Source organism: Franconibacter sp. IITDAS19, from assembly GCF_023079515.1.
Taxonomy (GTDB): Bacteria; Pseudomonadota; Gammaproteobacteria; order Enterobacterales; family Enterobacteriaceae; genus Franconibacter; species Franconibacter pulveris.
This window is the reverse complement of the sequence record NZ_JALJCP010000001.1, coordinates 671213-692689: the sequence shown is the minus strand read 5'-3', so window position 1 is coordinate 692689 and position 21477 is coordinate 671213. Positions and strand designations below refer to the sequence as shown.

Sequence of the window (21477 nt, the reverse complement as noted above, 5' to 3'; positions counted from 1 at the left end):
ATGTCACTCAGGGGCCTTTATTATGTCCACTCTCGCTGAATTTACCGCACAAGCCCGGCCGCGCAGCGCCTGGCAACTTTTCCTGCAGCTTGCTCGCGGCCGCTGGGCGCCAGGCCGCGCCTGGGAAAACCCGCATTATCGCCGGAAGTTTACGGCACGTTCGCTTGCTACGCCATTTCGAACCTGGCAACTGCTGAACAGGCTGGCGCGCCAGCCGATGCTCGAAACGCTGCTATGCGCGCAGCCGGGGTTGCCCTGCCGCCTGCACCGGCCATATATAACGCCCGCGTTTTCCCGCCGCGCCGCGTTGCAGGCGATTACCTTCCATTATGAAACCATTGCCACGCTGCTAACGCCTGCCTGCTTCGCGGCGTACCTCTCGCGCTCAGGCGCCTTGCTGGCAACCCTGACCGCTAAGAATGAGGCGCGTTACCGCATTCACCTGAGCGCAGTCGCGGATCTTGATAAAGAAGGTGAAGCCACACTGCTGTTTCGTGATGAGCAAGGCGTGACGCTTGCTGAACTCACCTTCACCCTTTGCTCGCTGAACAATAAAACCACGCTGTTTATCGGCGGATTGCAGGGCGCTAAAGCCTGGGTAGAGCACGACGCTATCCAGCAGGCGACCAAGGCCTGTCATGGACTCTTTCCTAAACGTCTGCTGCTGGAGAGCGTTTGTCAGCTGGCGCAAAAATGGCATGTTGAGCAAATACTCGCGGTAGGCAACAGCACGCATATTTACCGCAGCTGGCGCTATGAGAAAAAGAAAAAAGAGAAGCTGCACGCCGATTACGACAGCTTCTGGCTTTCACTGGGCGCGCAGCAAGAGAGCGGAGGCTTTTTTAAACTGCGCGGCCAGATCCCTCGCAAACCCATGGAAGAGATAGCGAGTAAGAAACGCGCCGAGTATCGCCGCCGCTATGAGCTGCTCGACAGCCTGGAAATGCAGCTCCAGGCTTAATCCGCCCGGCCGCGGGCCAGCCAGATGACGCGCGAGAACATCTTGCGCAGCAAGGGCGGAATGGCTTCCACCCCGCGTTTTCCCGCCTCCATCGCGACCTCTATCGCCAGATCGGGCTTAGAGGCGCGATGGATGGCTTTCACAATTACCCGCCGGGGTTTGATGTGGATATTTTCGGGTATTTGCGCGATGCGGTGATAAACATCGGCAAACCCTTCGCGGTACATGAAATGTTCCATATCCAGCGCAGGCAATGCGGTTAAATGTTCCCGCTCCTCAGCGGCATCGTTATTCACTAAGCTTCGGACCGTGGCGGCGTATTTCTTACCCGCTTCGTCGCCATCCACCAGCACGTGCCATTCAATGCCCATGCGCCTTGCGAATTTGACCAGCGGTTTTAAGCCCGACTGCGCGAATTCAATCACTTTTATCCCTTCGGCATCGAAATGGTGACCACACTGGCGCGCCAGTTCGTTCATCACCCAGACTTCCGTTTCCCCTTCCACCAGTAGCCAACAGCGGGCGAACAGCGAGGAGGGCCGATTGAAACGAATATGAAACGCGATGCGGCGGCTATCTTCCGCATTCATACCAGACGGCCCTAACCGCCAGGCGACAACCTTACCGCCGTCGCGCACCAGACGGCAAACTTGCTCGACAGGAGTAAGCGAAAGCAGTTCACCGGAATTAGTCGTGGTCACCTTCTGCAGCGGCAGCAAATTCAGCAAATTCCAGGCGACGGAGAGCATAATCGGGTGCAGCCGCGTCTCGGGGTCTTCCACCAGCAGCAGCGGGCGGGCGTCACGGTCGAGCGCCGCGCTGCCCTTGGCCTGCAACAGCGTTGAAAACAGCCCGAGCAGGATGATTCTGTAAGAGCGCGTCCCGGGACGGTCAATCATGCGGTTGATAAGATCCAGATAACGCCAGCTGCGCTGTTCATCATGAGAACGGCGGCGCATCAGCCGCTGACGCGCCTGCACGCTGCTCTGCTCGGAAAAATAGTGCTCCAACAGTTGCACCATAGCCGAAAGTCCCTGCCGCAGTTGCGAATCGGTCAGGTTTTGCGGATGGGCGACAAGCTCCCGGGCCATAAAATCAAGCTGCCTTGCGGTGGCTTCCACTTCAGGCTGCGAAGGGATGCCATTGTCATGAATACGGCGCATAAAGCGGGCGTCGCGCAGCCGCAGCACTGGGTTTAACAGCGTCAGCCGATGCGCCAGCTCATCAATATTCTCAAGCCCCAGCTCCTGTCCCTGCTCATTCAGGAAACTGCGCAGCGTAATGACGGAGCCTTCTTCGGTAAGCCCGCCTTCCAGGCGGTAGAAAATACGCTGATAACCGTCGTCGCTTTTCACCCAGACGGCATTCAGCGGCCTGTAGCGTCGCCCCTGGTAATGCCCTGGCGCGCTTTCGCGGAAGGTCAGGATAATATGCAGATGGCGTTCGCGTCCGTTGATGTCGCCGGGCGGAAACCAGAAGTCATGGCGGGTAAAAGAATAAAGAGAGGGTTCGGGCGAGAGAATAAGGGTCAATGCGTCAAGCAGGCTCGATTTCCCCCAGGCATTTTCACCGATCAGCACATTATTGTGTTCAAGCATCAATGAAAGCCGGTTAATACCACGAAAACCGACGATTTCTACCCGCTCAAGAAACATAGCCCCTCCAGGTTCTTTTTTCTTCCGTCACGCTACCGGCAGTATAGCGGCTATCCCGAGGGCGAACACACCGGCGGTTTCCACGCTTGCGAAACGCACCGCAAAAAAAGAATTCTAATGAAAAATCGTGTAGCGAGAACCAGCAATGTTTTCCGACTTTAAAATTAAATAATGGTGATATTTACACAGACCCGGCTTTAAATTAAGCAAAGTAAATAATGTCTTTTTCTTAAAGTAATTTATTAAAAAAAGCGCATCTGGTTTCTCGTGATAAATATTTCTAGAATGACGCGCTTTTTAAAGTCCTGCTCGCACGAACAGGAATCTTTTCGCCATATATAAAGTTAGCTATCCATTTACATAGAGGGAATTATGCATAAAAAATTAGCGGCCGAATTTTTCGGTACCTTCTGGCTGGTCTTTGGGGGTTGCGGCAGCGCGGTGCTGGCGGCAGGCTTCCCTGAACTGGGAATTGGTTTCGTCGGCGTCTCGCTGGCGTTCGGTTTAACCGTTCTTACTATGGCTTATGCCGTGGGCCATATTTCCGGCGGTCATTTTAACCCGGCCGTTACGCTGGGCCTGTGGGCTGGCGGACGTTTTCCCGCAAAAGATATCGTAAGTTATATCGTGGCGCAGGTTATCGGCGGTATCGTCGCCGCGGCGGCGCTTTATGCTATCGCCAGCGGCAATATGGGATTTGATGCGGCGGCCAGCGGCTTCGCCTCTAACGGGTACGGCGAACATTCGCCGGACGGCTATTCCCTGCTCTCCGCCGCATTAATCGAAATTATCCTCACCTGCTTCTTCCTGTTAATTATTCACGGCGCAACGGATAAAAACGCCGCGGCGGGTTTTGCCCCCATCGCGATTGGCCTGGCGCTGACATTAATTCATCTCATCAGCATTCCGGTGACCAATACTTCCGTGAACCCGGCTCGCAGCACCGCTGTGGCGATTTTCCAGGGCGACTGGGCATTGCAGCAGCTTTGGTTATTCTGGTTGATGCCGATTATCGGCGGCGTACTTGGCGGTTTTATCTATCGCACGCTGCTGGAAAAACGCAGTTAATCTTTTTAGGCCTGAAAGCCTTCGGGCCTGTTACGTTTTTTTCCTGCTACCTCTTTGGCGGTAGCCTTCTACCGCCAAAATTGCGCTAAATCAATCTCCCTGCAAGTTGCCTCAGAAAGCGCTTTTCTCCCTGTTACGACACGCCTAACCTTAAACATGCATATTAAATATAACTTTAAGGTGTGAACCATGTTTTGCGTGCAATGTGAACAAACCATACGTACTCCGGCAGGCAACGGCTGCGCTTATGCGCAGGGCGTCTGTGGGAAAACCGCCCAGACTTCCGACTTACAGGATCTGCTTATCGCCGCCCTGCAGGGGCTGTCGGCGTGGGCGGTAAAAGCGCGGGAGCTTGGCCTCATCGATCATCACGTGGACAGCTTCGCGCCGCGTGCTTTCTTCTCTACCCTGACCAACGTTAACTTCGATTCGCCGCGTATCGTCGGCTATGCCCGCGAAGCGATCGCCCTGCGCGAAGCGCTGAAACAACAGTGTCTGGAACTGGACGCCAGCGCCCGGGTGGCGAACCCGATGGCGGAAGTCCAGCTTATCAGCGACGATCTGGGCGAGCTTCAGCGCCAGGCGGCAGCGTTCGCGCCAAACATCGATAAAGCGGTCATTGGCGAAAACATTCTCGGCCTGCGCCTGCTCTGCCTGTACGGTCTGAAAGGCGCGGCGGCCTATATGGAACACGCGCATGTGCTCGGCCAGTACGACAACGACATCTACGGCCAGTACCACAAAATCATGGCGTGGCTTGGCACCTGGCCTGCGGAGATGAACGCGCTGCTGGAATGCGCGATGGAAATCGGCCAGATGAACTTCAAGGTGATGAGCATCCTGGACGCGGGCGAAACCGGCAAATATGGTCACCCGACCCCGACGCAGGTGAACGTGAAAGCGGTCGCGGGCAAATGTATTCTGATCTCCGGGCACGATCTGAAAGATCTTTATAATCTGCTGGAGCAGACCGAAGGCACCGGCGTTAATGTTTACACGCACGGCGAAATGCTGCCTGCGCATGGCTATCCGGAACTGCGCAAGTTTAAGCACCTGGTCGGCAACTACGGCAGCGGCTGGCAGAACCAGCAGGTAGAATTCGCCCGCTTCCCGGGCCCGATTGTGATGACTTCCAACTGCATTATCGACCCGACCGTCGGCAGCTACGATGATCGTATCTGGACCCGCAGCATCGTCGGCTGGCCGGGCGTGAGCCATTTAGAAGGCGACAACTTCGCGCCGGTGATTGCCCAGGCGCAGCAGATGGCGGGCTTCCCGTATTCTGAGATTGAACACCTGATTACCGTTGGTTTTGGCCGTCAGACGCTGCTCGGCGCCGCCGACACGCTGATTGACCTGGTAAGTCGTGAAAAGCTGCGCCACATCTTCCTCGTTGGCGGCTGCGACGGCGCGCGCGGCGAGCGCAGCTACTTTACCGATTTCGCCGCCAGCGTGCCGCAGGATTGCCTTATCCTGACGCTTGCCTGCGGTAAGTACCGCTTTAACAAGCTCGATTTCGGCGATATTGAAGGGCTGCCGCGTCTGGTGGACGCAGGCCAGTGTAACGATGCTTATTCAGCCATTATTCTCGCCGTGACGCTTGCGGAAAAACTGGGCTGCGGCGTGAACGACCTGCCGCTTTCGCTGGTGCTCTCCTGGTTTGAACAAAAGGCCATCGTTATTCTGCTGACGCTGCTGTCGCTTGGCGTAACGAATATCGTCACCGGACCTACCGCGCCAGGCTTCCTGACGCCGGACCTGCTGGCGGTGCTGAATGAGAAATTTGGCCTGCGCTCGGTCACGACCGTAGAGCAGGATATGCGCGAGCTGCTGGGCGCGTAAGGAGAAAACACGATGACGATGCCGACTCCTCAATGCCCCTGGCGCATGCAGGTGCACCATATTCGCCAGGAGACGCCCGACGTCTGGACGCTGTCGCTGCTGTGCCACGATTTTTACCCTTACCAGGCCGGTCAGTATGCGCTGGTGAGCATTCGCAACCGTGCGGACGTGCTGCGCGCTTATACGATATCGTCCACGCCTGGGGTAAGCCCGTTTATTACGCTGACGGTGCGCCGCATTCATGAAGGCGAAGGCTCCAACTGGCTGACGCGGGAAGTGAAGCGCGGCGATTACCTGTGGCTTTCTGACGCGCAGGGGGAGTTTATCTGCGCCGATAAAGCGACCGAGTGTTTTCTGCTGCTGGCGGGCGGCTGCGGCGTAACGCCGATTATGTCGATGCGCCGCTGGCTGGCGAAATATCGTCCGCAAGCTGACGTCCGGGTGATTTACAACGTGCGTACGCCGCAGGATGTGATTTTCGCTGAAGAATGGCGGGATTACCCGGTCACGCTGATTGCGGAAAGCGCAGGCGTGCCCGGTTTTACCGAAGGACGGCTGACCCGCGAAATACTGCAGCAGGTGCCGGATCTTGCTGCCCGTACGGTGATGACCTGCGGCCCGGCGCCCTATATGGCGTTCATCGAGCAGGAAGTGAAAGCGCTCGGCGTCACGCGCTTTTATAAAGAGAAGTTCTTTACGCCGGTTGCCGAGGCCGCCACCAGCGGGCTTAAGTTCACGACAATTACGCCTGCCCGCGAGTTTTACGGCCCGGTCGGCACGACGCTGCTTGAAGCGATGGAAAGCAATAAGGTGCCGGTGAATGCCGCCTGCCGCGCCGGCGTTTGCGGCTGCTGCAAAACCCGGGTGCTTTCCGGCGAGTACAGCGTGACGAGCACGATGACGCTGACCGAGGCGGAAATGGCTGAAGGGTATGTGCTGGCCTGCTCCTGCCACCCTGAGAGCGATCTGGTGCTGGCCTGAGGTTTAGCGCTTATGGCGAGTGGCGCTCGGCCTCCGCAACGATGAGAAAATAAAGGCTCCTTACGGAGCCTTTTCGTTACCGCCAGCCAGAATTCCCCGCCAGCGAATACCGCCCTGCCCCCAGGCAGGCCACCGCCAGCGCGCCGATAAAGAAATAGACAATGTTCTCTATCGCCCAGGCGCCGGTTTTATCCAGCATCCAGGTTTTATCAAACCCCACCAGCAGCCAGGCGACAATCATGGTGAACGCCACCAGCAACGCTGCCGGGCGGGTCAGAATTCCCAGCACAATCAGCAGCGGGGCCGCCACCTCGCCTGCCAGCGTGCCATAAGCGATAAATTCCGGCAGCCCGTGCGCCGCCAGCAAACTCTGTATGCCGTCTACTCCGTCAAACAACTTATGCAGCCCGTGAAACAACATTAACCCGCCTACCGCCAGGCGCAGCAGCAGTTTTCCGGCATCGTTCTTATCCAGGGCCCGGTTAAAGGCCGTGAGTGCTGAAGTCATGTTTCCCCCTGATTTCATTCATCATTATTTTATTAACCGCTACGGTTAAACCTTACCGAAATTAAGGCTTTTCATCCGGGGTTGCCAGCGAAATGAACTAAGCTTTCAGGCGGTATCACATTCACTTCAGGGAGTAACGATGAAACAGACAGTGGCTGCATACATTGCAAAAACGCTTGAACAGGCAGGTGTAAAACGCATCTGGGGGGTGACCGGCGACTCGCTGAACGGCTTAAGCGACAGCCTTAACCGCATGAAAACTATCGAATGGATGTCTACACGCCATGAAGAGGTGGCGGCTTTCGCCGCTGGCGCCGAAGCGCAGTTGACGGGCGAGCTGGCGGTTTGCGCTGGCTCCTGCGGCCCTGGCAACCTGCATTTAATCAACGGCCTGTTCGACTGCCAGCGCAACCATGTGCCGGTGCTGGCTATCGCCGCCCATATTCCTTCCAGCGAAATCGGCAGCGGCTATTTCCAGGAGACGCACCCGCAGGAGCTATTCCGTGAATGCAGCCATTACTGTGAACTGGTGAGCACGCCGGAACAGATCCCCCAGGTGCTCGCTATCGCCATGCGCAAAGCGATTATCAACCGGGGCGTGTCCGTTGTGGTATTACCCGGGGATATCGCGCTGCGCCCCGCGCCGGAAGGCGCGAGCACCCACTGGTACAGCGCGCCGCAGCCGGTTATCACGCCGCAAGAGGCTGAACTTAAGAAGCTCGCGCAGCTGCTGCGCTATTCCAGCAATATCGCGCTGATGTGCGGCAGCGGCTGCGCTGGCGCCCATGAAGAGTTGGTGCAGTTCGCCGCAACGCTCAAAGCGCCCATTGTGCACGCCCTGCGCGGTAAAGAGCATGTCGAGTATGACAACCCTTACGATGTCGGCATGACCGGGCTTATCGGCTTCTCATCCGGCTTTCACACCATGATGAACGCCGACACGCTGGTGCTGCTCGGCACGCAGTTCCCCTATCGCGCCTTCTACCCCACGGATGCGAAAATCATCCAGATAGACATCAACCCCGGCAGCATCGGCGCCCACAGTAAGGTGGACATGGCGCTGGTGGGGGATGTGAAAGCCACGCTGCAGGCGCTGCTGCCGTTGCTTGAAGAGAAAACCGATCGCAGTTTTCTCGACAAAGCGCTGGAGGATTACCGCAAGGCGCGTGAAGGGCTTGACGATCTGGCGAAGCCGGGCGACAAAGCGATTCATCCGCAATATCTGGCGCAGCAGATAAGCCATTACGCGGCGGACGACGCCATTTTTACCTGCGATGTCGGCACGCCCACCGTCTGGGCCGCACGCTACCTGAAAATGAACGGCAAACGCCGCCTGCTCGGCTCGTTTAACCACGGCTCCATGGCCAACGCCATGCCGCAGTCTATCGGCGCCCAGGCCGCCGCGCCGGGCCGCCAGGTGGTCGCCATGTGCGGCGACGGCGGCTTCAGCATGCTGATGGGCGATTTTCTCACCCTTGCGCAGCTCAATCTGCCGGTGAAGATCGTAGTCTTTAATAACAGCGTGCTCGGCTTTGTCGCGATGGAGATGAAGGCGGGCGGCTACCTGACGGACGGCACCGAACTGCACAGCACCCACTTTGCGCGCATCGCCGAGGCATGCGGCATAACAGGCATTCGCGTAGAGAAAGCGGCGGAAGTGGACGAAGCCTTGCAGCGCGCTTTTTCCATCGACGGCCCCGTTCTGGTCGATGTGGTGGTCGCGAAAGAGGAGCTGGCGATGCCGCCGCAGATCAAACTGGAGCAGGCCAAAGGCTTCAGCCTTTATATGCTGCGCGCCATTATTAACGGTCGCGGCGACGAAGTTATCGAACTGGCGAAAACCAACTGGTTCCGGTAAAAAAGAGGCATCTCCCTTCCCTGAAAAAGGAAATGCCGTGATTGATTTACGCAGCGATACCGTCACCCGCCCGGGCCGCGCCATGCTGGAGCGCATGCTGGCCGCCCCGGTCGGGGACGACGTTTATGGCGACGATCCTACCGTTAATGAACTTCAGAATTATGCCGCACGCTTAAGCGGAAAAGAGGCGGCGCTGTTTCTGCCTACTGGCACCCAGGCCAATCTGGTGGCGTTGCTGAGCCACTGCGAGCGCGGCGAAGAGTATATCGTCGGCCAGCTTGCCCATAATTACCTGTATGAAGCCGGCGGCGCGGCGGTGCTCGGCAGCATCCAGCCGCAGCCTATTGAGGCCGATCCGGACGGCACGCTGCCGCTTGATAAAGTGGCGATGAAAATCAAGCCGGACGATATTCACTTCGCCCGCACGAGGCTTTTAAGCCTTGAAAATACTCACAACGGCAAAGTGCTGCCGCGCGACTACCTGCAGAAGGCATGGGAATTTACCCGCGAGCGCAACCTGGCGCTGCACGTCGATGGCGCGCGTATTTTCAACGCGGTGGTGGATTATGGCTGCACGCTGGAAGAAGTGACCCGCTACTGCGACACTTTTACTATCTGTTTGTCAAAAGGGCTCGGCGCGCCGGTGGGCTCGCTATTGCTCGGCAACCGCGACTACATCAAGCGCGCGACCCGCTGGCGCAAAATGACCGGCGGCGGCATGCGCCAGGCGGGCATTCTGGCGGCGGCAGGCCTCTATGCGCTGGAGCATAACGTGACGCGCCTGAAAGAAGACCATGACAACGCCGCCTGGCTTGCCGGCGCGCTGCGCGAAGCGGGCGCCGATGTCCGTCGTCAGGATACGAACATGCTTTTCGTGCGCGTCCCGCAGGAGCGCGTGGCGGAGCTGGGCGAGTATATGAAGGCGCATGATGTGCTTATCAGCGCGGCGCCCGTCACCCGCCTCGTAACCCATCTGGACGTTAACCGGGACCAGCTCGGCGAAGTGGTCCGCCTCTGGCAGGCTTTTTTCAGCCGCTAAGGAAACGCTATGCACGAGCCGCAGCCTGTGCTGGTGCTGGGCGCCAGCGGCTATGTCGGCCAGCACCTCACCCGTCGTCTGAGCGCGGCGGGTTATCCGGTGCGCGCTGCGGCCCGGCATATCGAACCGCTGGAGAGACTCGCTCTCCCGGGCGTTGTCTGCCACACGCTGGATCTACAATGGCCGGAAGGGCTCCCCGCCCTGCTCGCTGGCGTAGATACCCTCTATTACCTGGTGCACAGCATGGGCGAAGGCGAGGCGTTTATCGCCCATGAACGCCAGGCGGCGCTCAACGTGCGCGACGCGCTACGCGAAACGCCGGTGCGCCAGATAATCTACCTCAGCTCGCTGCAAACGCCGCCGGGCGAAACGCCCTCCGATCACCTGCGCGCCCGTCAGATGACGGCGGATATTCTGCGCGACGCGGGCGTCCCGGTGACAGAACTGCGCGCCGGAATTATCGTCGGCGCCGGTTCAGCCGCTTTTGAAGTGATGCGCGATATGGTGCACAACCTGCCGGTATTAACGCCGCCGCGCTGGGTGCGTTCACGCACCACGCCGATTGCGCTGGAGAATTTGCTCCATTACCTGCTTGAACTATTACATCGTCCCGCCGCCGTCCATCGGGTTTTCGAAGCCGCCGGGCCGGAGGTACTGAGTTATCAGCAACAGTTTGAACGCTTTATGGCGATAAGCGGACAGCGCCGCCCGCTTATTCCTTTGCCGCTGCCGACAAGCTGGATCTCCGTCTGGTTTTTGAACGCTATCACGTCCGTACCGCCCTACATCGCCCGGGCGCTAATCCAGGGGTTAAAGCATGACCTGCTGGCGGATGATCGGGCGCTGCGTGAGCTCATCCCCCAGCGGTTGATAAGCTTTGACGAGGCCGTGCGCGCCACGCTCGAAAAAGAGACGCAGTTGGCTAATCGGGACGACTGGGGCGACGATCCGCTGGCTTGCGCCCGCTGGCGCGCTGACTACGGTTATTATCCAAAACAGGCGGGTCATACGGTGCATACCCGCGCAAGCCTCGGCGCGTTATGGGACGTGGTTAACCGCATCGGCGGGCGGGAGGGTTATTTCTTTGCTAATGTTCTCTGGCGAATCCGGGGCGCGCTTGACCTGCTTGCGGGCCACCGGCTTCCTCGCGGCCGCCCTGCTCGCCCTTATCTGCAAACCGGCGACGCCGTGGACAGCTGGCGCGTGCTGGTGGCCGAGCCGCAGGCCCAGCTGACGCTGCTTTTTGGGATGAAAGCGCCAGGGCTGGGGCGGCTGGTTTTTACGCTGCGTGATAAGGGAAGCTACCGCACGCTCGACGTACGCGCCTGGTGGCATCCACACGGCATGGCCGGGCTGCTTTACTGGCTGGCGATGTTTCCGGCGCACCTGTTTATCTTTCGCGGTATGGCGCAGCAGATTGCGCGGAGAGCGGAACGAATAACTTCTGAAACATAGGCCTGCACGTGGATTCTTACGCTTATCCCATTGCATAGCGGCGGATTTAACGGAAGAATGCGCGGCACAATCTTTTCTGCACAGTGAGTCGACATGAAGGTACTGGTCACGGGCGCCACCAGCGGTTTAGGCCGAAACGCGGTCGAGTTTTTACGTCGTAAAGGCCTTACCGTTCGGGCTACCGGCAACAACGAAGCGATGGGCAAGCTGCTGACCAAAATGGGCGCGGAGTTTGTCCATGCTGACCTGACGGATCTGGTCTCTTCGCAGGCCAAAGTGATGCTGGCCGATATCGACACGCTGTGGCACTGTTCCAGCTTTACCGCGCCCTGGGGCACCCAGGAGGTTTTCGATCTCGCGAATGTGCGCGCCACCCGCCGTCTGGGCGAGTGGGCGGTCGCCTGGGGCGTGCGCAACTTTGTGCATCTTTCTTCTCCGGCGCTCTATTTTGACTATCACCACCACCTGGACATTCAGGAAGATTTTCGTCCGGCGCGCTATGCCAACGAGTTCGCTCGCAGCAAGGCGGCAAGCGAGGAGGTGGTTCAACTGCTGGCGCAGGCCAACCCGCAAACGCGCTTCACCATTTTGCGTCCGCAAAGCCTGTTCGGACCGCACGATACTGTTTTCTTTCCCCGTCTGGTGCAGATGATGCGCCATTATGGCAGCGTACTGCTGCCGCGCGGCGGCGAAGCGCTGGTGGACATGACCTACTATGAAAACGCGGTCCATGCGATGTGGCTCGCCAGCAGCAGCGAATGCGATACGCTCGCCTCCGGCCGGGCCTATAACATCGCCAACGGCGAACCACGCCCGCTGCGGGTTATCGTACAAAAGCTTATCGACGCGCTGGGGATAAGCTGCCGCATTCGCTCAGTGCCCTACCCGATGCTCGATTTGGTTGCGCGAAGCCTGGAGCGCATGGGCAACAAAGCGGCCAAAGAGCCGGTGCTGACCCACTACGGCGTATCGAAGCTGAATTTTGACTTTACGCTGGATATCCGCCGCGCCGAAACGGAGCTTGGCTATCAGCCGGTGGTGTCGCTGGATGAAGGGATTGAACGCACCGCCTTCTGGCTGCGGGATCACGGGAAGCTGCACCGGGGATAAGCAATACAGCGCAGCGCCAGGCGGGTGCTGCGCTTACCCACCCGACAAAATACAAAGCTTATTTCTGTCTTTGCCGCACCATCACCCTAACTTTCTTATTCAACCAGTCAGCAATGTTGTTCATCCGGCCTCTAAATCGCCTCCGCTTTTTCAGGATGGCCAGCACGCACCGGGTGTTCAAAAATGCCGGGCGCCATTAACCGTAAAGGGGCGAGGCCCATGGATAGGCCGGTTAAGCGGCATGAACCGAGCTGGTTAAGGGGGCGGCGGGCCCCCTTAACACCTTTGCGTGAAGAAAGCGGACATAAGTAACCCCGTACTCTGGTGTACATAACCCTTCCCCTCACCCGAATATCTGCCGCTAACAGGTAAGGCGGATAAGCGCAGCGGCGAACGTCGCCTTCAAGAACGCTCACCCCTGCCCATATTTTTCCAGCAGCGCCTGCGCTATCGCTTCGGTTTCGGCATCCGCCAGGCCATCGTACCGCGCCGGGCGAAAATGCATCTGGAACGCGGTAATCACCCGCTTGCGCTGCGCGTCGGTCAGCTCCGGCTTCACCTCGTAGCCATAGCGGTCGAGCAGCGTCAGCAGTTCGGCTTCGTCCACCGGCTCATAAGGCGCGCGGCCCGCCAGGTAAAAAGCGACGCGGTCTGAATTCGGCCATGCGCCGATGCCCTGAGCGGCGAGCTGGCGCCAGGGGAAAAGCGGGCCCGGGTCGTCTTTACGCTGCGGCGCGACATCAGAGTGCGCCACCACGTTGGCGGGGTTAATCTGGTAGCGCTGGATAATATCGCGGGCGAGTTTCGCCAGCACCGCTATCTGCGGCGCGCTGAAAGGAGCGAAGTGCTTCTGCCCCGCCACGTTCCGCCAGCCGCGGTTTTCAAGCTCGATGCCGACAGAGGTATCGTTAATCCGCGTCGCCCCTCGCCAGTAGCTAATGCCCGCATGCCAGGCGAGATCCCGCTCCGGCACCAGTTGCCAGATAACCGGCTTACCGCCTTTTTCCGGTGGAATGGCGGGAATAAGGTAATGCGAGCTTACGTTGCGGTCGGTAAGCGTGGCGAGCGAGCTGTCGAAATCATCCGCCGTATAGTGAATAACCAGCACTTTTACGCGCGGATACGCCGCCTGCGCCTGCCGCCGGACATCTACTTGATAATCGCCACGATCGAGTATTCCCTTTTCGCCCGCACACCCTGCGAGCAGCGCCGCCACAATAAGCGGCCAACAAAAACGCTTCATCGACGGGTTTTCACCGCCGTGCCGGTGACGCTCACCATCAGCATGCTGCTCTCTTTGCCCACGGTTTCGTAGTCGATATCAATACCGACCACTGCGTCTGCGCCAAGGGCCGCCGCCTGCTCGCCCAGTTCGCGAAAGGCGATTTCCCGCGCCTTGCGCAGCTCTTTTTCATAGGCGCCGGAGCGGCCGCCGACGATATCGCGAATGCCGGCGAAAAAGTCGCGAAAGATGTTGGCGCCGAGGATCGCCTCCCCGGTGACCACGCCGCAATACTCAACGATGACCTGTCCTTCAAGCGTAGGGGTGGTGGAAAATTGCATGGGTTTCTCCTTTTGGCTATCAATGCGTTAGCAGACAATACCAGACGCAAACTGGCGACGATACGCTATGCTAAAAATGTCCTGTGACAAGAAACGTAGTCCTGCTTACGAGAATAAGGAAATGAAAATGCGCCATTCCGCTCTGTTTTTAGCGCTGCCTTGCGCTCTGATGCTCAGCGCCTGCACCACTCCCGTCACTCCGGCGTTCAAGGATATTGGCTCGCGCAGCGGACCCTGTGTGGAAGGCGGCCCTGACGCCGTCGCGCAGCAATTTTACGACTATCGCATCGCGCATCGCAGCCAGGGGTTAAACGATCTTAGCGCCCTGCGCCCTTACTTAAGCGATTCGCTTTATGAACAGTTGCAAAGCGCAAGCCGTGAGAACCAACCGCAAAATGCTTTCCTGCGCAGCGACCCTTTCACCAGCCGCACCGACGCCGCGCAAACCGCGAAGGTCGACAGCGCTTCCCGCATCCCGAATACCGATGCGCGCAATATTCCGCTGCGCGTGGTTTTCAACCAGGGGAGCCAGCAATGGCGGGATGAAGTGCTGATGATCCGCGAAGGCCAGTGCTGGGCGGTAGATGATGTTCGCTACCTGGGCGGCGCCGTGCATGCCCCTTCCGGCACGCTGCGCCAGTCGCTGGAGCATCGTTAAACGGCCTGCGGGAGGCGGACAGAGGTTCAAGTAAATAGTCTGGCTTAGCGCCGTTACGCCGACATTTATCCTTGCCTGCTACCCGCCCCGCTATTTTGTGCTAATTTTAAAGCGGTTATCTGGATGATTTTAAGTTTTAACGCACAAATATTGCATAACTATTCTGCTGGCGATACTATTCGCGGTCTCAATTGCTATTCAACTGCTACGCATGAGTATTCAACTAAACGGCATTAATTGTTATTACGGCGCTCATCAGGCGCTGTTTGATATCACCCTCGATTGTCCACAGGGCGAAACGCTGGTGCTGCTTGGTCCAAGCGGCGCGGGCAAAAGCTCGCTGCTGCGCGTACTCAACCTGCTTGAGATGCCGCGTTCCGGCCAACTCAGCATTGCGGGCAACCGGTTCGACTTCTCAAAAGCGCCTGGCGATAAAGCGATTCGCGAGCTGCGCCAGAATGTGGGCATGGTTTTCCAGCAATATAACCTCTGGCCACATCTCACCGTGTTGCAGAACCTCATCGAAGCGCCCTGCCGCGTATTGGGCTTAAGCAAAGACGAGGCGCGCAAGCGTGCCGACAAGCTGCTTGAGCGGTTGCGCCTGACGCCATACGTTGATCGCTATCCTCTGCACCTCTCCGGCGGTCAGCAGCAACGCGTGGCCATTGCCCGCGCGCTGATGATGGAGCCGCAGGTTTTACTGTTTGACGAACCTACCGCGGCGCTGGACCCGGAGATCACCGCGCAAATCGTCAGTATTATTCGCGAGCTGTCGCAAACCGGCATTACTCAGGTGATTGTGACGCACGAAGTGGAAGTGGCGCGCAAAACCGCCAGCCGCGTGGTCTATATGGAAAATGGCCATATCATTGAACAGGGGGATGCGAGTTGCTTCACCCACCCGCAGACCGATGCGTTTAAACATTACTTATCTCACTGATGCAGATCGGGAAAATGACAATGAAAAAAGTATTACTTGCCGCGCTGCTTGCCAGCGTCAGCCTTTCCGCCACCGCAGCACAGACCATTCGTTTCGCGACCGAAGCTTCCTATCCTCCGTTTGAGTCGATGGACGCCAGCAATAAAATCGTCGGTTTCGACGTGGATCTGGCGAACGCGCTCTGCAAAGAGATTGACGCCACCTGCACTTTCACCAACCAGGCATTCGACAGCCTGATCCCAAGCCTGAAGTTTAAACGCTTCGACGCGGTGATGGCGGGGATGGATATTACGCCGGAGCGCCAGAAGCAGGTGCTGTTCACCACCCCGTATTATGACAACTCTGCGCTGTTCATCGGTCAGCAGGGTAAATTTACCAGCCTCGAACAGCTGAAAGGCAAGCGCGTGGGCGTGCAGAACGGCACGACTCACCAGAAATACATCAACGACAAACACCCGGAAATTACTACCGTGCCGTATGACAGCTACCAGAACGCGAAGCTGGATTTGCAAAACGGTCGTATCGACGCGGTGTTTGGCGACACGGCCGTCGTTACCGAATGGCTGAAAGCGAACCCGAAACTGGCCGCCGTGGGCGACAAAGTGACGGATAAAGCTTATTTCGGCACCGGTCTTGGCATCGCGGTTCGTCAGGGCAACACCGACCTGCAGCAGAAATTCAATACTGCGCTGGAAAAGGTGAAGAAAGACGGCACCTACGACGCCATCTACAAAAAATGGTTCCAGAAGTAATCGCCTGAATGAACGATATGTTTCCTTTAGCAAGCGCCGCCGGGATGACCGTCGGCCTTGCCGTTTGCGCGCTTATCATCGGCCTCGTGCTGGCGATGATTTTCGCCGTCTGGGAGTCGGCGAAATGGCGGCCCGTGGCGTGGATAGCCACCGCGCTGGTGACTATTTTGCGCGGCCTGCCGGAAATTCTGGTGGTGCTGTTTATCTATTTCGGCTCCTCCCAACTGCTGCTCCTGCTCTCCGATGGTTTCAACATTAACCTCGGATTTGCGCAAATTCCGGTGCAGATGCAGATTGAGAATTTCGACGTCAGCCCGTTCCTGTGCGGCGTTATCGCCCTCTCCCTGCTCTATTCGGCTTATGCTTCGCAGACCCTGCGCGGCGCGCTTAAAGCGGTGCCGGTCGGCCAGTGGGAATCGGGGCAGGCGCTGGGATTGTCCAAAACCGCGATTTTCTTTCGCCTGGTGATGCCACAGATGTGGCGCCACGCGCTGCCTGGCCTCGGCAACCAGTGGCTGGTGCTGCTGAAAGATACCGCACTGGTGTCGCTGATTAGCGTTAACGACCTGATGCTGCAAACCAAAAGCATCGCCACCCGCACCCAGGAGCCTTTTACCTGGTACATTATCGCGGCGGCGATTTACCTGGTTATCACGCTTATCAGCCAGTATGTGCTCAACCATATCGATCGTCGCGCTACGCGTTTTGAACGGAGACCAGGCTAATGCTGGATTATTTACCTGAGCTCCTTAAAGGGCTGCATACCAGCCTGACGCTGACCGCGGCCTCTATTGTCGTCGCGCTGCTGCTTTCGCTTATCTTCACCATCATCCTGACGTTGAAAACGCCGGTACTGGTGTGGATTGTGCGCGGCTACATTACGCTCTTTACCGGCACGCCGCTGCTGGTGCAGATCTTCCTGATTTACTACGGACCGGGGCAATTTCCTTCATTGCAGAATTACCCGGCGCTGTGGCATTTGCTCTCCGAACCCTGGCTGTGCGCGCTGATTGCGCTTTCGCTCAACTCGGCGGCCTATACCACGCAGCTGTTTTACGGAGCGATCCGCGCCATTCCCGAAGGCCAGTGGCAATCCTGCGGGGCGCTGGGCATGAGCAAGAAAGACACGCTCGCTATTTTGCTGCCCTATGCGTTCAAACGCGCGCTCTCGTCTTATTCCAACGAAGTGGTGCTGGTGTTTAAGAGCACCTCGCTCGCTTACACCATCACGTTGATGGAAGTGATGGGCCACGGGCAACTGCTGTACGGACGCACCTACGACGTGATGGTATTCGGCGCGGCGGGTGTTATCTACCTCATCGTCAACGGCCTGCTGACGCTGCTGATGCGCCTGGTTGAACGCCGCGCGCTGGCGTTTGAGCGCCGCAGTTAACCCCCTTCCAGGAGAAGGGGCGCTGCGCCGTTGGTTGCCCAGTGTTCTTGCCTGACGTTCTGGCGGGTAGCGATTCGCTTACCCGCCCCACTCAAAGCACGTTTCTCTGCAGACCCGCCTTACCGAAGCCCCAGCCCTCCCCCCGTCCGGGAAGAGGTTTACATGCAAATAATTATACATTTTTATTGCATATAAATTCATTAAATGGCATGGTGTTTTCACGCCGGGCAAACGGTGAAATAAAACAAGATTGACAGACGGGAGCTTCACGATGAAAAAACTCATTCTGGCCGCCATACTCGCTGGCGCCGCTTTCCACGCCGCTGCGGCAGAAAAAATCAGCTTCGGTTCTTCCGCGACATATCCTCCTTTTGAGTCGCTGGATGCGAACAACCAGATTGTCGGATTTGATATCGATCTGGCGAAAGCATTATGCAAACAAATGCAGGCAGAATGCACTTTTACCAACCACGCTTTCGACAGCCTGATCCCGTCGCTGAAATTTAAAAAATATGACGCTGTGATTTCGGGTATGGATATCACGCCGGAGCGCCAGAAGCAGGTCGCGTTTACCGCCCCTTATTACGCTAACTCCGCCGTGGTTATCGCCAAAAAAGGCGCCTATAAGTCTTTTGCCGACCTGAAAGGCAAACGCATTGGCATGGAAAACGGCACCACGCACCAGAAATACCTGCAGGATAAGCACCCGGAAGTGAAAACCGTGGCGTATGACAGCTACCAGAATGCGATTATCGACCTGAAAAACGGTCGTCTGGACGGGGTGTTTGGCGATACCGCTGTGGTAAACGAATGGCTGAAGAGCAACCCGCAGCTCGGCACCGCGACCGAGAAAGTGACCGACCCGCAATATTTCGGCACCGGCCTTGGCATTGCAGTACGCCCGGATAACGTGGCGCTGCTGAAGAAACTGAACGACGCGCTGGCCGCCATTAAAGCGGACGGCACGTATCAGAAAATCAGCGACCAGTGGTTCCCGCAGTAACAATAACCACGCATGGTAAGGCCCGCGCTACGCGGGCCTTTATTTTTCCTGCAGAAATAACATCAGCGCTTGCGCCAACGCTTCGGGGGCTTCCTCCGCCATATGGTGCCCGCTCGGGATAGCCCCGCCCCGCACGTTGTCAGCCCAGTTTCGCCAGATAGCCAGCACATCGCCATAGAGATCGACCAGATCGTCTTTTTCCGACCACAGGCAGAGCGTCGGACAGCGGATTTTACGCCCCGCTGCGCGGTCCGCCGCTTCATGCTCGCGGTCAACCGTTAAACCGGCGCGGTAATCCTCAAGCATGCCGTGCACCGTTGCCGGGTCATGAATGGCGCGGTGAAAATCGGCGTACTCGTCGTCATTCATTTGCGCTGTCCGCCCGCCGTACCAGGCGTCCGGGTCGGCCAGAATCGCCCGCTCCGGTTTCTCCTTTTGCGCGAAGAAAAACCAGTGATACCACTGTCGGGCGAACTTTTCGTTGCAGCGCTCCAGCGCCTCCAGAATCGGCACGCTGTCCAGCACCGCAAGGCGCGTGATGAGGTGGGGGAAATCGAGCGCCGCGCGGTAAGCGGTGTAGCTGCCCCGGTCATGGCCGACAATGGCGAAACGCGGGAAGCCCAGCGCTTGCATCAGTTCAACGCAGTCCTGCGCTTTCGCTCGTTTCGCGGAACCGGCGTGATCGGGCGTATCAACAGGCACAGAAGACTGCCCGAAGCCGCGCAGATCGGGGCAAACAACAGTGAACTGCTTCGCCAGCAGCGGTGCCACCTTCGACCAGGTCATATGGGTGCGCGGATGCCCGTGCAGCAGCAATACCGGCGGGCCGTTGCCGCCGTAGCGTACGTTCAGCGTGGCGTGGGTAACCGTGATTTTGTCATGAGTGAAGTCGTTAAACATCGCGTCTCTCTGCCAGGTTGACCTGCAGAGAGTATAGGCCGCAACGGCAACCAGCGACGGCTGAGACTTATTGTCGCACCAGCAGCGTTAACACTTCGTAATGCGCGGTATGCGGAAACATATCGAACAACTGCACGCGCAGGATGCGATAGCCTGTAAGCAGGCTGATATCTTTCGCCATCGTCTGCGCGTTACAGCTCGAGTACAGAATAAACGGCGGCGCCATGCGGCTTAAGTAGTCGCAAAGTTCCTGGCCGATACCGCGCCGCGGCGGGTTCACCACCACCAGATCGGGAACGCTGCCCTGCTCTGTCGCAAACCGGGTGGAATCCAGCGCCTGGAAGCGCACATCCTTCAGCCCGAGCATATCGGCGGAGCGTGTGGCGCAGGCGATAGCCTCAGGGGCTATCTCAATCCCCGTAAGCGTCATCGCGGGCGTCGCGCAGTGCAGGCCAAAACCGCCCACGCCGCAAAAGAGATCCCACATATGCCGTACCGGCAACGCCCGCACCCAGTCGCGGGCGGTAGCATAGAGCTTACCGGCGACGTCCGGGTTGGTCTGGAAAAAGCTCTGCGGGCGGATCCAGAGCGGCACGCCATTGAAGTTTTCCGCCAGCGCCTGCTGCTCCGTCAGCCAAATCTCTTTCTCCCCTTCCATTATCGCCATATGCACCGGCTGAATATTCACGGAGATAACCTTAAGCTGCGGCAGTTGCGCCTGTAGCCAGGGCAGCGCGGCGCGCAGTTGCTCAAGCCGGACTTCCGAACGCAGCACAAAGCGCAGCATCATGCCGCCGTCCAGCGTGCTTTGCGTGAGCAGCAGATACTTTAATTCGCCACGTTTACGCGCCACGTTATAAGGAGTTAACCCGGCGCGGGCGATAAAGGGCTTCAGCACGGCGAAAACGGCATAAAACGACGCGGGATAAAGCGCACAAGAGGTAAGATCCTCCGGCGTGCCGTCGCGGTGCAGCATGCCGAGCAGCGGTTTTTCCACGCTGCCGCTCACCACCATTTTGGCTTTATTGCGAAACGCCTCTTGCGGCCCGCTGACCGGCTCTGCCCATTCGCCCACGTGATGCTCCGCCAGCAGCTGGCGTAAATCATTCATTTTGGCGGTAAGCTGAGTCGCCATCGGCTGTTCAATCCAGGCGCAGGATCGGCAGCGCCCGGCATCAAAGAGTGCGCAGTGCATAGCAAAAAACCTTAAGGAAAACGCGGACCGGCGATTCTATCACGCCTGGCGAATTACTGTAGCTGGAAAAATCGTCGGCTGGGAGAGGGAACAAAGAGCAGAAAGAGCACCAGCAGGTCCGGCAATTTTTGCATCACCAGGGAGCGGAAAATTTCCCGTTTCGACTCGCCGGCGATGCTGAAAAGCTCCGGATAGCCCCAGCCCAGAGAGGCAGCCCAGAGATAGCTGACGGCGACAATCTGGGTTAACAAATAAACCCAGCGTCCCCAACTTCGTCCTTTGAGAATGACGAACGCGCAGCGGAATTCCACGCAGAGCATCAGCAGACTGCCAAGGAAAATCAGGGTCAGGCTCCAGGTCTGCACGCTGCGGTGGATAAAATCCATCGTGCCGCGCAGGCCGAGCAGGTTAAAAAGCAAAAGGAGATCGACACACCGGGTGGTGATAATCGCTATTGCCGCCACCTGCACCAGCGTCGGGGCGTTCATTCTGGCATGTGAATTTCGCGGTTTGCTGAAAATGTCCAAATCTCGCCTTCCCTGTGATACAGCGCCGCGGCTCGCGCGGCGCTGAAGGCACATGATTGCAGATTTTAG

Annotated in this window: 21 protein-coding genes; 14 read left to right on the top strand and 7 right to left on the bottom strand. The window is 58.0% G+C overall.

Annotated elements, in window-relative coordinates; translation table 11 throughout:
• Positions 1-22: 22 nt before the first annotated feature.
• Positions 23-961, top strand: a complete 939-nt coding sequence (locus MT962_RS03450; protein WP_024561488.1) for a VirK/YbjX family protein — start codon at positions 23-25, stop codon at positions 959-961.
• On the opposite strand, the gene MT962_RS03445 is transcribed toward MT962_RS03450, so the two are convergent.
• Positions 958-2616, bottom strand: a complete 1659-nt coding sequence (locus MT962_RS03445) for an ATP-dependent endonuclease (protein WP_247364570.1) — start codon at positions 2614-2616, stop codon at positions 958-960. The two genes, MT962_RS03450 and MT962_RS03445, sit on opposite strands and share 4 nt — an antisense overlap.
• Positions 2617-2988: 372 nt before the next feature.
• Between MT962_RS03445 and aqpZ the strand changes: the two genes are divergently transcribed.
• The 3 genes from aqpZ (at position 2989) to hcr (ending at position 6507) form a co-directional block, all read left to right on the top strand.
• A complete protein-coding gene (aqpZ, locus tag MT962_RS03440; protein WP_024556058.1) occupies positions 2989-3684 on the top strand; it encodes an aquaporin Z in 696 nt (231 codons plus the stop codon).
• A gap of 189 nt (positions 3685-3873) precedes the next feature.
• The gene (hcp, locus tag MT962_RS03435) at positions 3874-5526 is read left to right on the top strand and encodes a hydroxylamine reductase (RefSeq protein WP_024561487.1); all 1653 of its coding nucleotides are present in this window, start codon (positions 3874-3876) and stop codon (positions 5524-5526) included.
• A gap of 12 nt (positions 5527-5538) precedes the next feature.
• On the top strand, positions 5539-6507 hold the full coding sequence (gene hcr, locus MT962_RS03430) for an NADH oxidoreductase (RefSeq protein WP_247364567.1): 969 nt from the start codon (positions 5539-5541) through the stop codon (positions 6505-6507).
• Positions 6508-6583: 76 nt separating this feature from the next.
• Here the strand turns inward: hcr and MT962_RS03425 are convergent, their stop codons facing one another.
• Entirely contained in the window at positions 6584-7015 is a 432-nt protein-coding gene (locus tag MT962_RS03425) for a DoxX family protein (protein WP_024556055.1), read from the bottom strand.
• A gap of 139 nt (positions 7016-7154) precedes the next feature.
• On the opposite strand from MT962_RS03425, the gene poxB reads away from it, so the two are divergent.
• The 4 genes from poxB (at position 7155) to MT962_RS03405 (ending at position 12477) form a co-directional block, all read left to right on the top strand.
• Positions 7155-8873 (top strand): ubiquinone-dependent pyruvate dehydrogenase, encoded by a 1719-nt coding sequence (gene poxB, locus MT962_RS03420; RefSeq protein ID WP_024561484.1) that lies wholly within the window; start codon positions 7155-7157, stop codon positions 8871-8873.
• Positions 8874-8910: 37 nt separating this feature from the next.
• The gene (gene ltaE / locus MT962_RS03415; RefSeq protein ID WP_048888397.1) at positions 8911-9912 is read left to right on the top strand and encodes a low-specificity L-threonine aldolase; all 1002 of its coding nucleotides are present in this window, start codon (positions 8911-8913) and stop codon (positions 9910-9912) included.
• A gap of 9 nt (positions 9913-9921) precedes the next feature.
• Complete coding sequence (locus MT962_RS03410) at positions 9922-11367, top strand: DUF2867 domain-containing protein (RefSeq protein ID WP_247364566.1); 1446 nt, start codon at positions 9922-9924, stop codon at positions 11365-11367.
• Between the two features lie 93 nt (positions 11368-11460).
• A complete protein-coding gene (locus tag MT962_RS03405; protein ID WP_024561481.1) occupies positions 11461-12477 on the top strand; it encodes an NAD(P)-dependent oxidoreductase in 1017 nt (338 codons plus the stop codon).
• A gap of 412 nt (positions 12478-12889) precedes the next feature.
• Here the strand turns inward: MT962_RS03405 and MT962_RS03400 are convergent, their stop codons facing one another.
• On the bottom strand, positions 12890-13720 hold the full coding sequence (locus MT962_RS03400; protein WP_024561480.1) for an N-acetylmuramoyl-L-alanine amidase: 831 nt from the start codon (positions 13718-13720) through the stop codon (positions 12890-12892).
• Positions 13717-14040: a heavy metal-binding domain-containing protein gene (locus MT962_RS03395; RefSeq protein ID WP_024556049.1), complete on the bottom strand. Its 324-nt coding sequence runs from the start codon at positions 14038-14040 to the stop codon at positions 13717-13719. The genes MT962_RS03400 and MT962_RS03395 overlap by 4 nt, the downstream gene beginning before the upstream one ends.
• A 127-nt stretch (positions 14041-14167) precedes the next feature.
• On the opposite strand from MT962_RS03395, the gene MT962_RS03390 reads away from it, so the two are divergent.
• From MT962_RS03390 to artJ, 6 genes are all read left to right on the top strand, one after another.
• The gene (locus MT962_RS03390) at positions 14168-14698 is read left to right on the top strand and encodes a lipoprotein (protein ID WP_048888393.1); all 531 of its coding nucleotides are present in this window, start codon (positions 14168-14170) and stop codon (positions 14696-14698) included.
• A 211-nt stretch (positions 14699-14909) separates the two neighbouring features.
• Positions 14910-15638 (top strand): arginine ABC transporter ATP-binding protein ArtP, encoded by a 729-nt coding sequence (gene artP / locus MT962_RS03385; RefSeq protein ID WP_024556047.1) that lies wholly within the window; start codon positions 14910-14912, stop codon positions 15636-15638.
• 20 nt (positions 15639-15658) lie between these two features.
• The gene (gene artI, locus MT962_RS03380) at positions 15659-16390 is read left to right on the top strand and encodes an arginine ABC transporter substrate-binding protein ArtI (RefSeq protein ID WP_024556046.1); all 732 of its coding nucleotides are present in this window, start codon (positions 15659-15661) and stop codon (positions 16388-16390) included.
• Positions 16391-16398: 8 nt separating this feature from the next.
• Positions 16399-17115 (top strand): arginine ABC transporter permease ArtQ, encoded by a 717-nt coding sequence (gene artQ / locus MT962_RS03375; RefSeq protein ID WP_024556045.1) that lies wholly within the window; start codon positions 16399-16401, stop codon positions 17113-17115.
• Positions 17115-17783, top strand: coding sequence for an arginine ABC transporter permease ArtM (gene artM / locus MT962_RS03370; protein WP_024556044.1), 669 nt, complete (start codon positions 17115-17117; stop codon positions 17781-17783). Before artQ ends, artM begins: the two co-directional genes overlap by 1 nt.
• 271 nt (positions 17784-18054) lie before the next feature.
• On the top strand, positions 18055-18786 hold the full coding sequence (gene artJ, locus MT962_RS03365) for an arginine ABC transporter substrate-binding protein ArtJ (RefSeq protein ID WP_048888391.1): 732 nt from the start codon (positions 18055-18057) through the stop codon (positions 18784-18786).
• Positions 18787-18825: 39 nt separating this feature from the next.
• On the opposite strand, the gene MT962_RS03360 is transcribed toward artJ, so the two are convergent.
• From MT962_RS03360 to MT962_RS03350, 3 genes are all read right to left on the bottom strand, one after another.
• Positions 18826-19686 carry an alpha/beta hydrolase gene (locus MT962_RS03360; protein WP_247364564.1) on the bottom strand — a complete coding sequence of 287 codons (861 nt, stop codon included), beginning with the start codon at positions 19684-19686 and terminating at the stop codon, positions 18826-18828.
• 67 nt (positions 19687-19753) lie between these two features.
• Positions 19754-20881, bottom strand: coding sequence for a 23S rRNA (uracil(747)-C(5))-methyltransferase RlmC (rlmC, locus tag MT962_RS03355; protein ID WP_247364562.1), 1128 nt, complete (start codon positions 20879-20881; stop codon positions 19754-19756).
• A 53-nt stretch (positions 20882-20934) separates the two neighbouring features.
• Positions 20935-21369: a YbjO family protein gene (locus tag MT962_RS03350; protein WP_048888388.1), complete on the bottom strand. Its 435-nt coding sequence runs from the start codon at positions 21367-21369 to the stop codon at positions 20935-20937.
• Between the last annotated feature and the right edge of the window lie 108 nt (positions 21370-21477).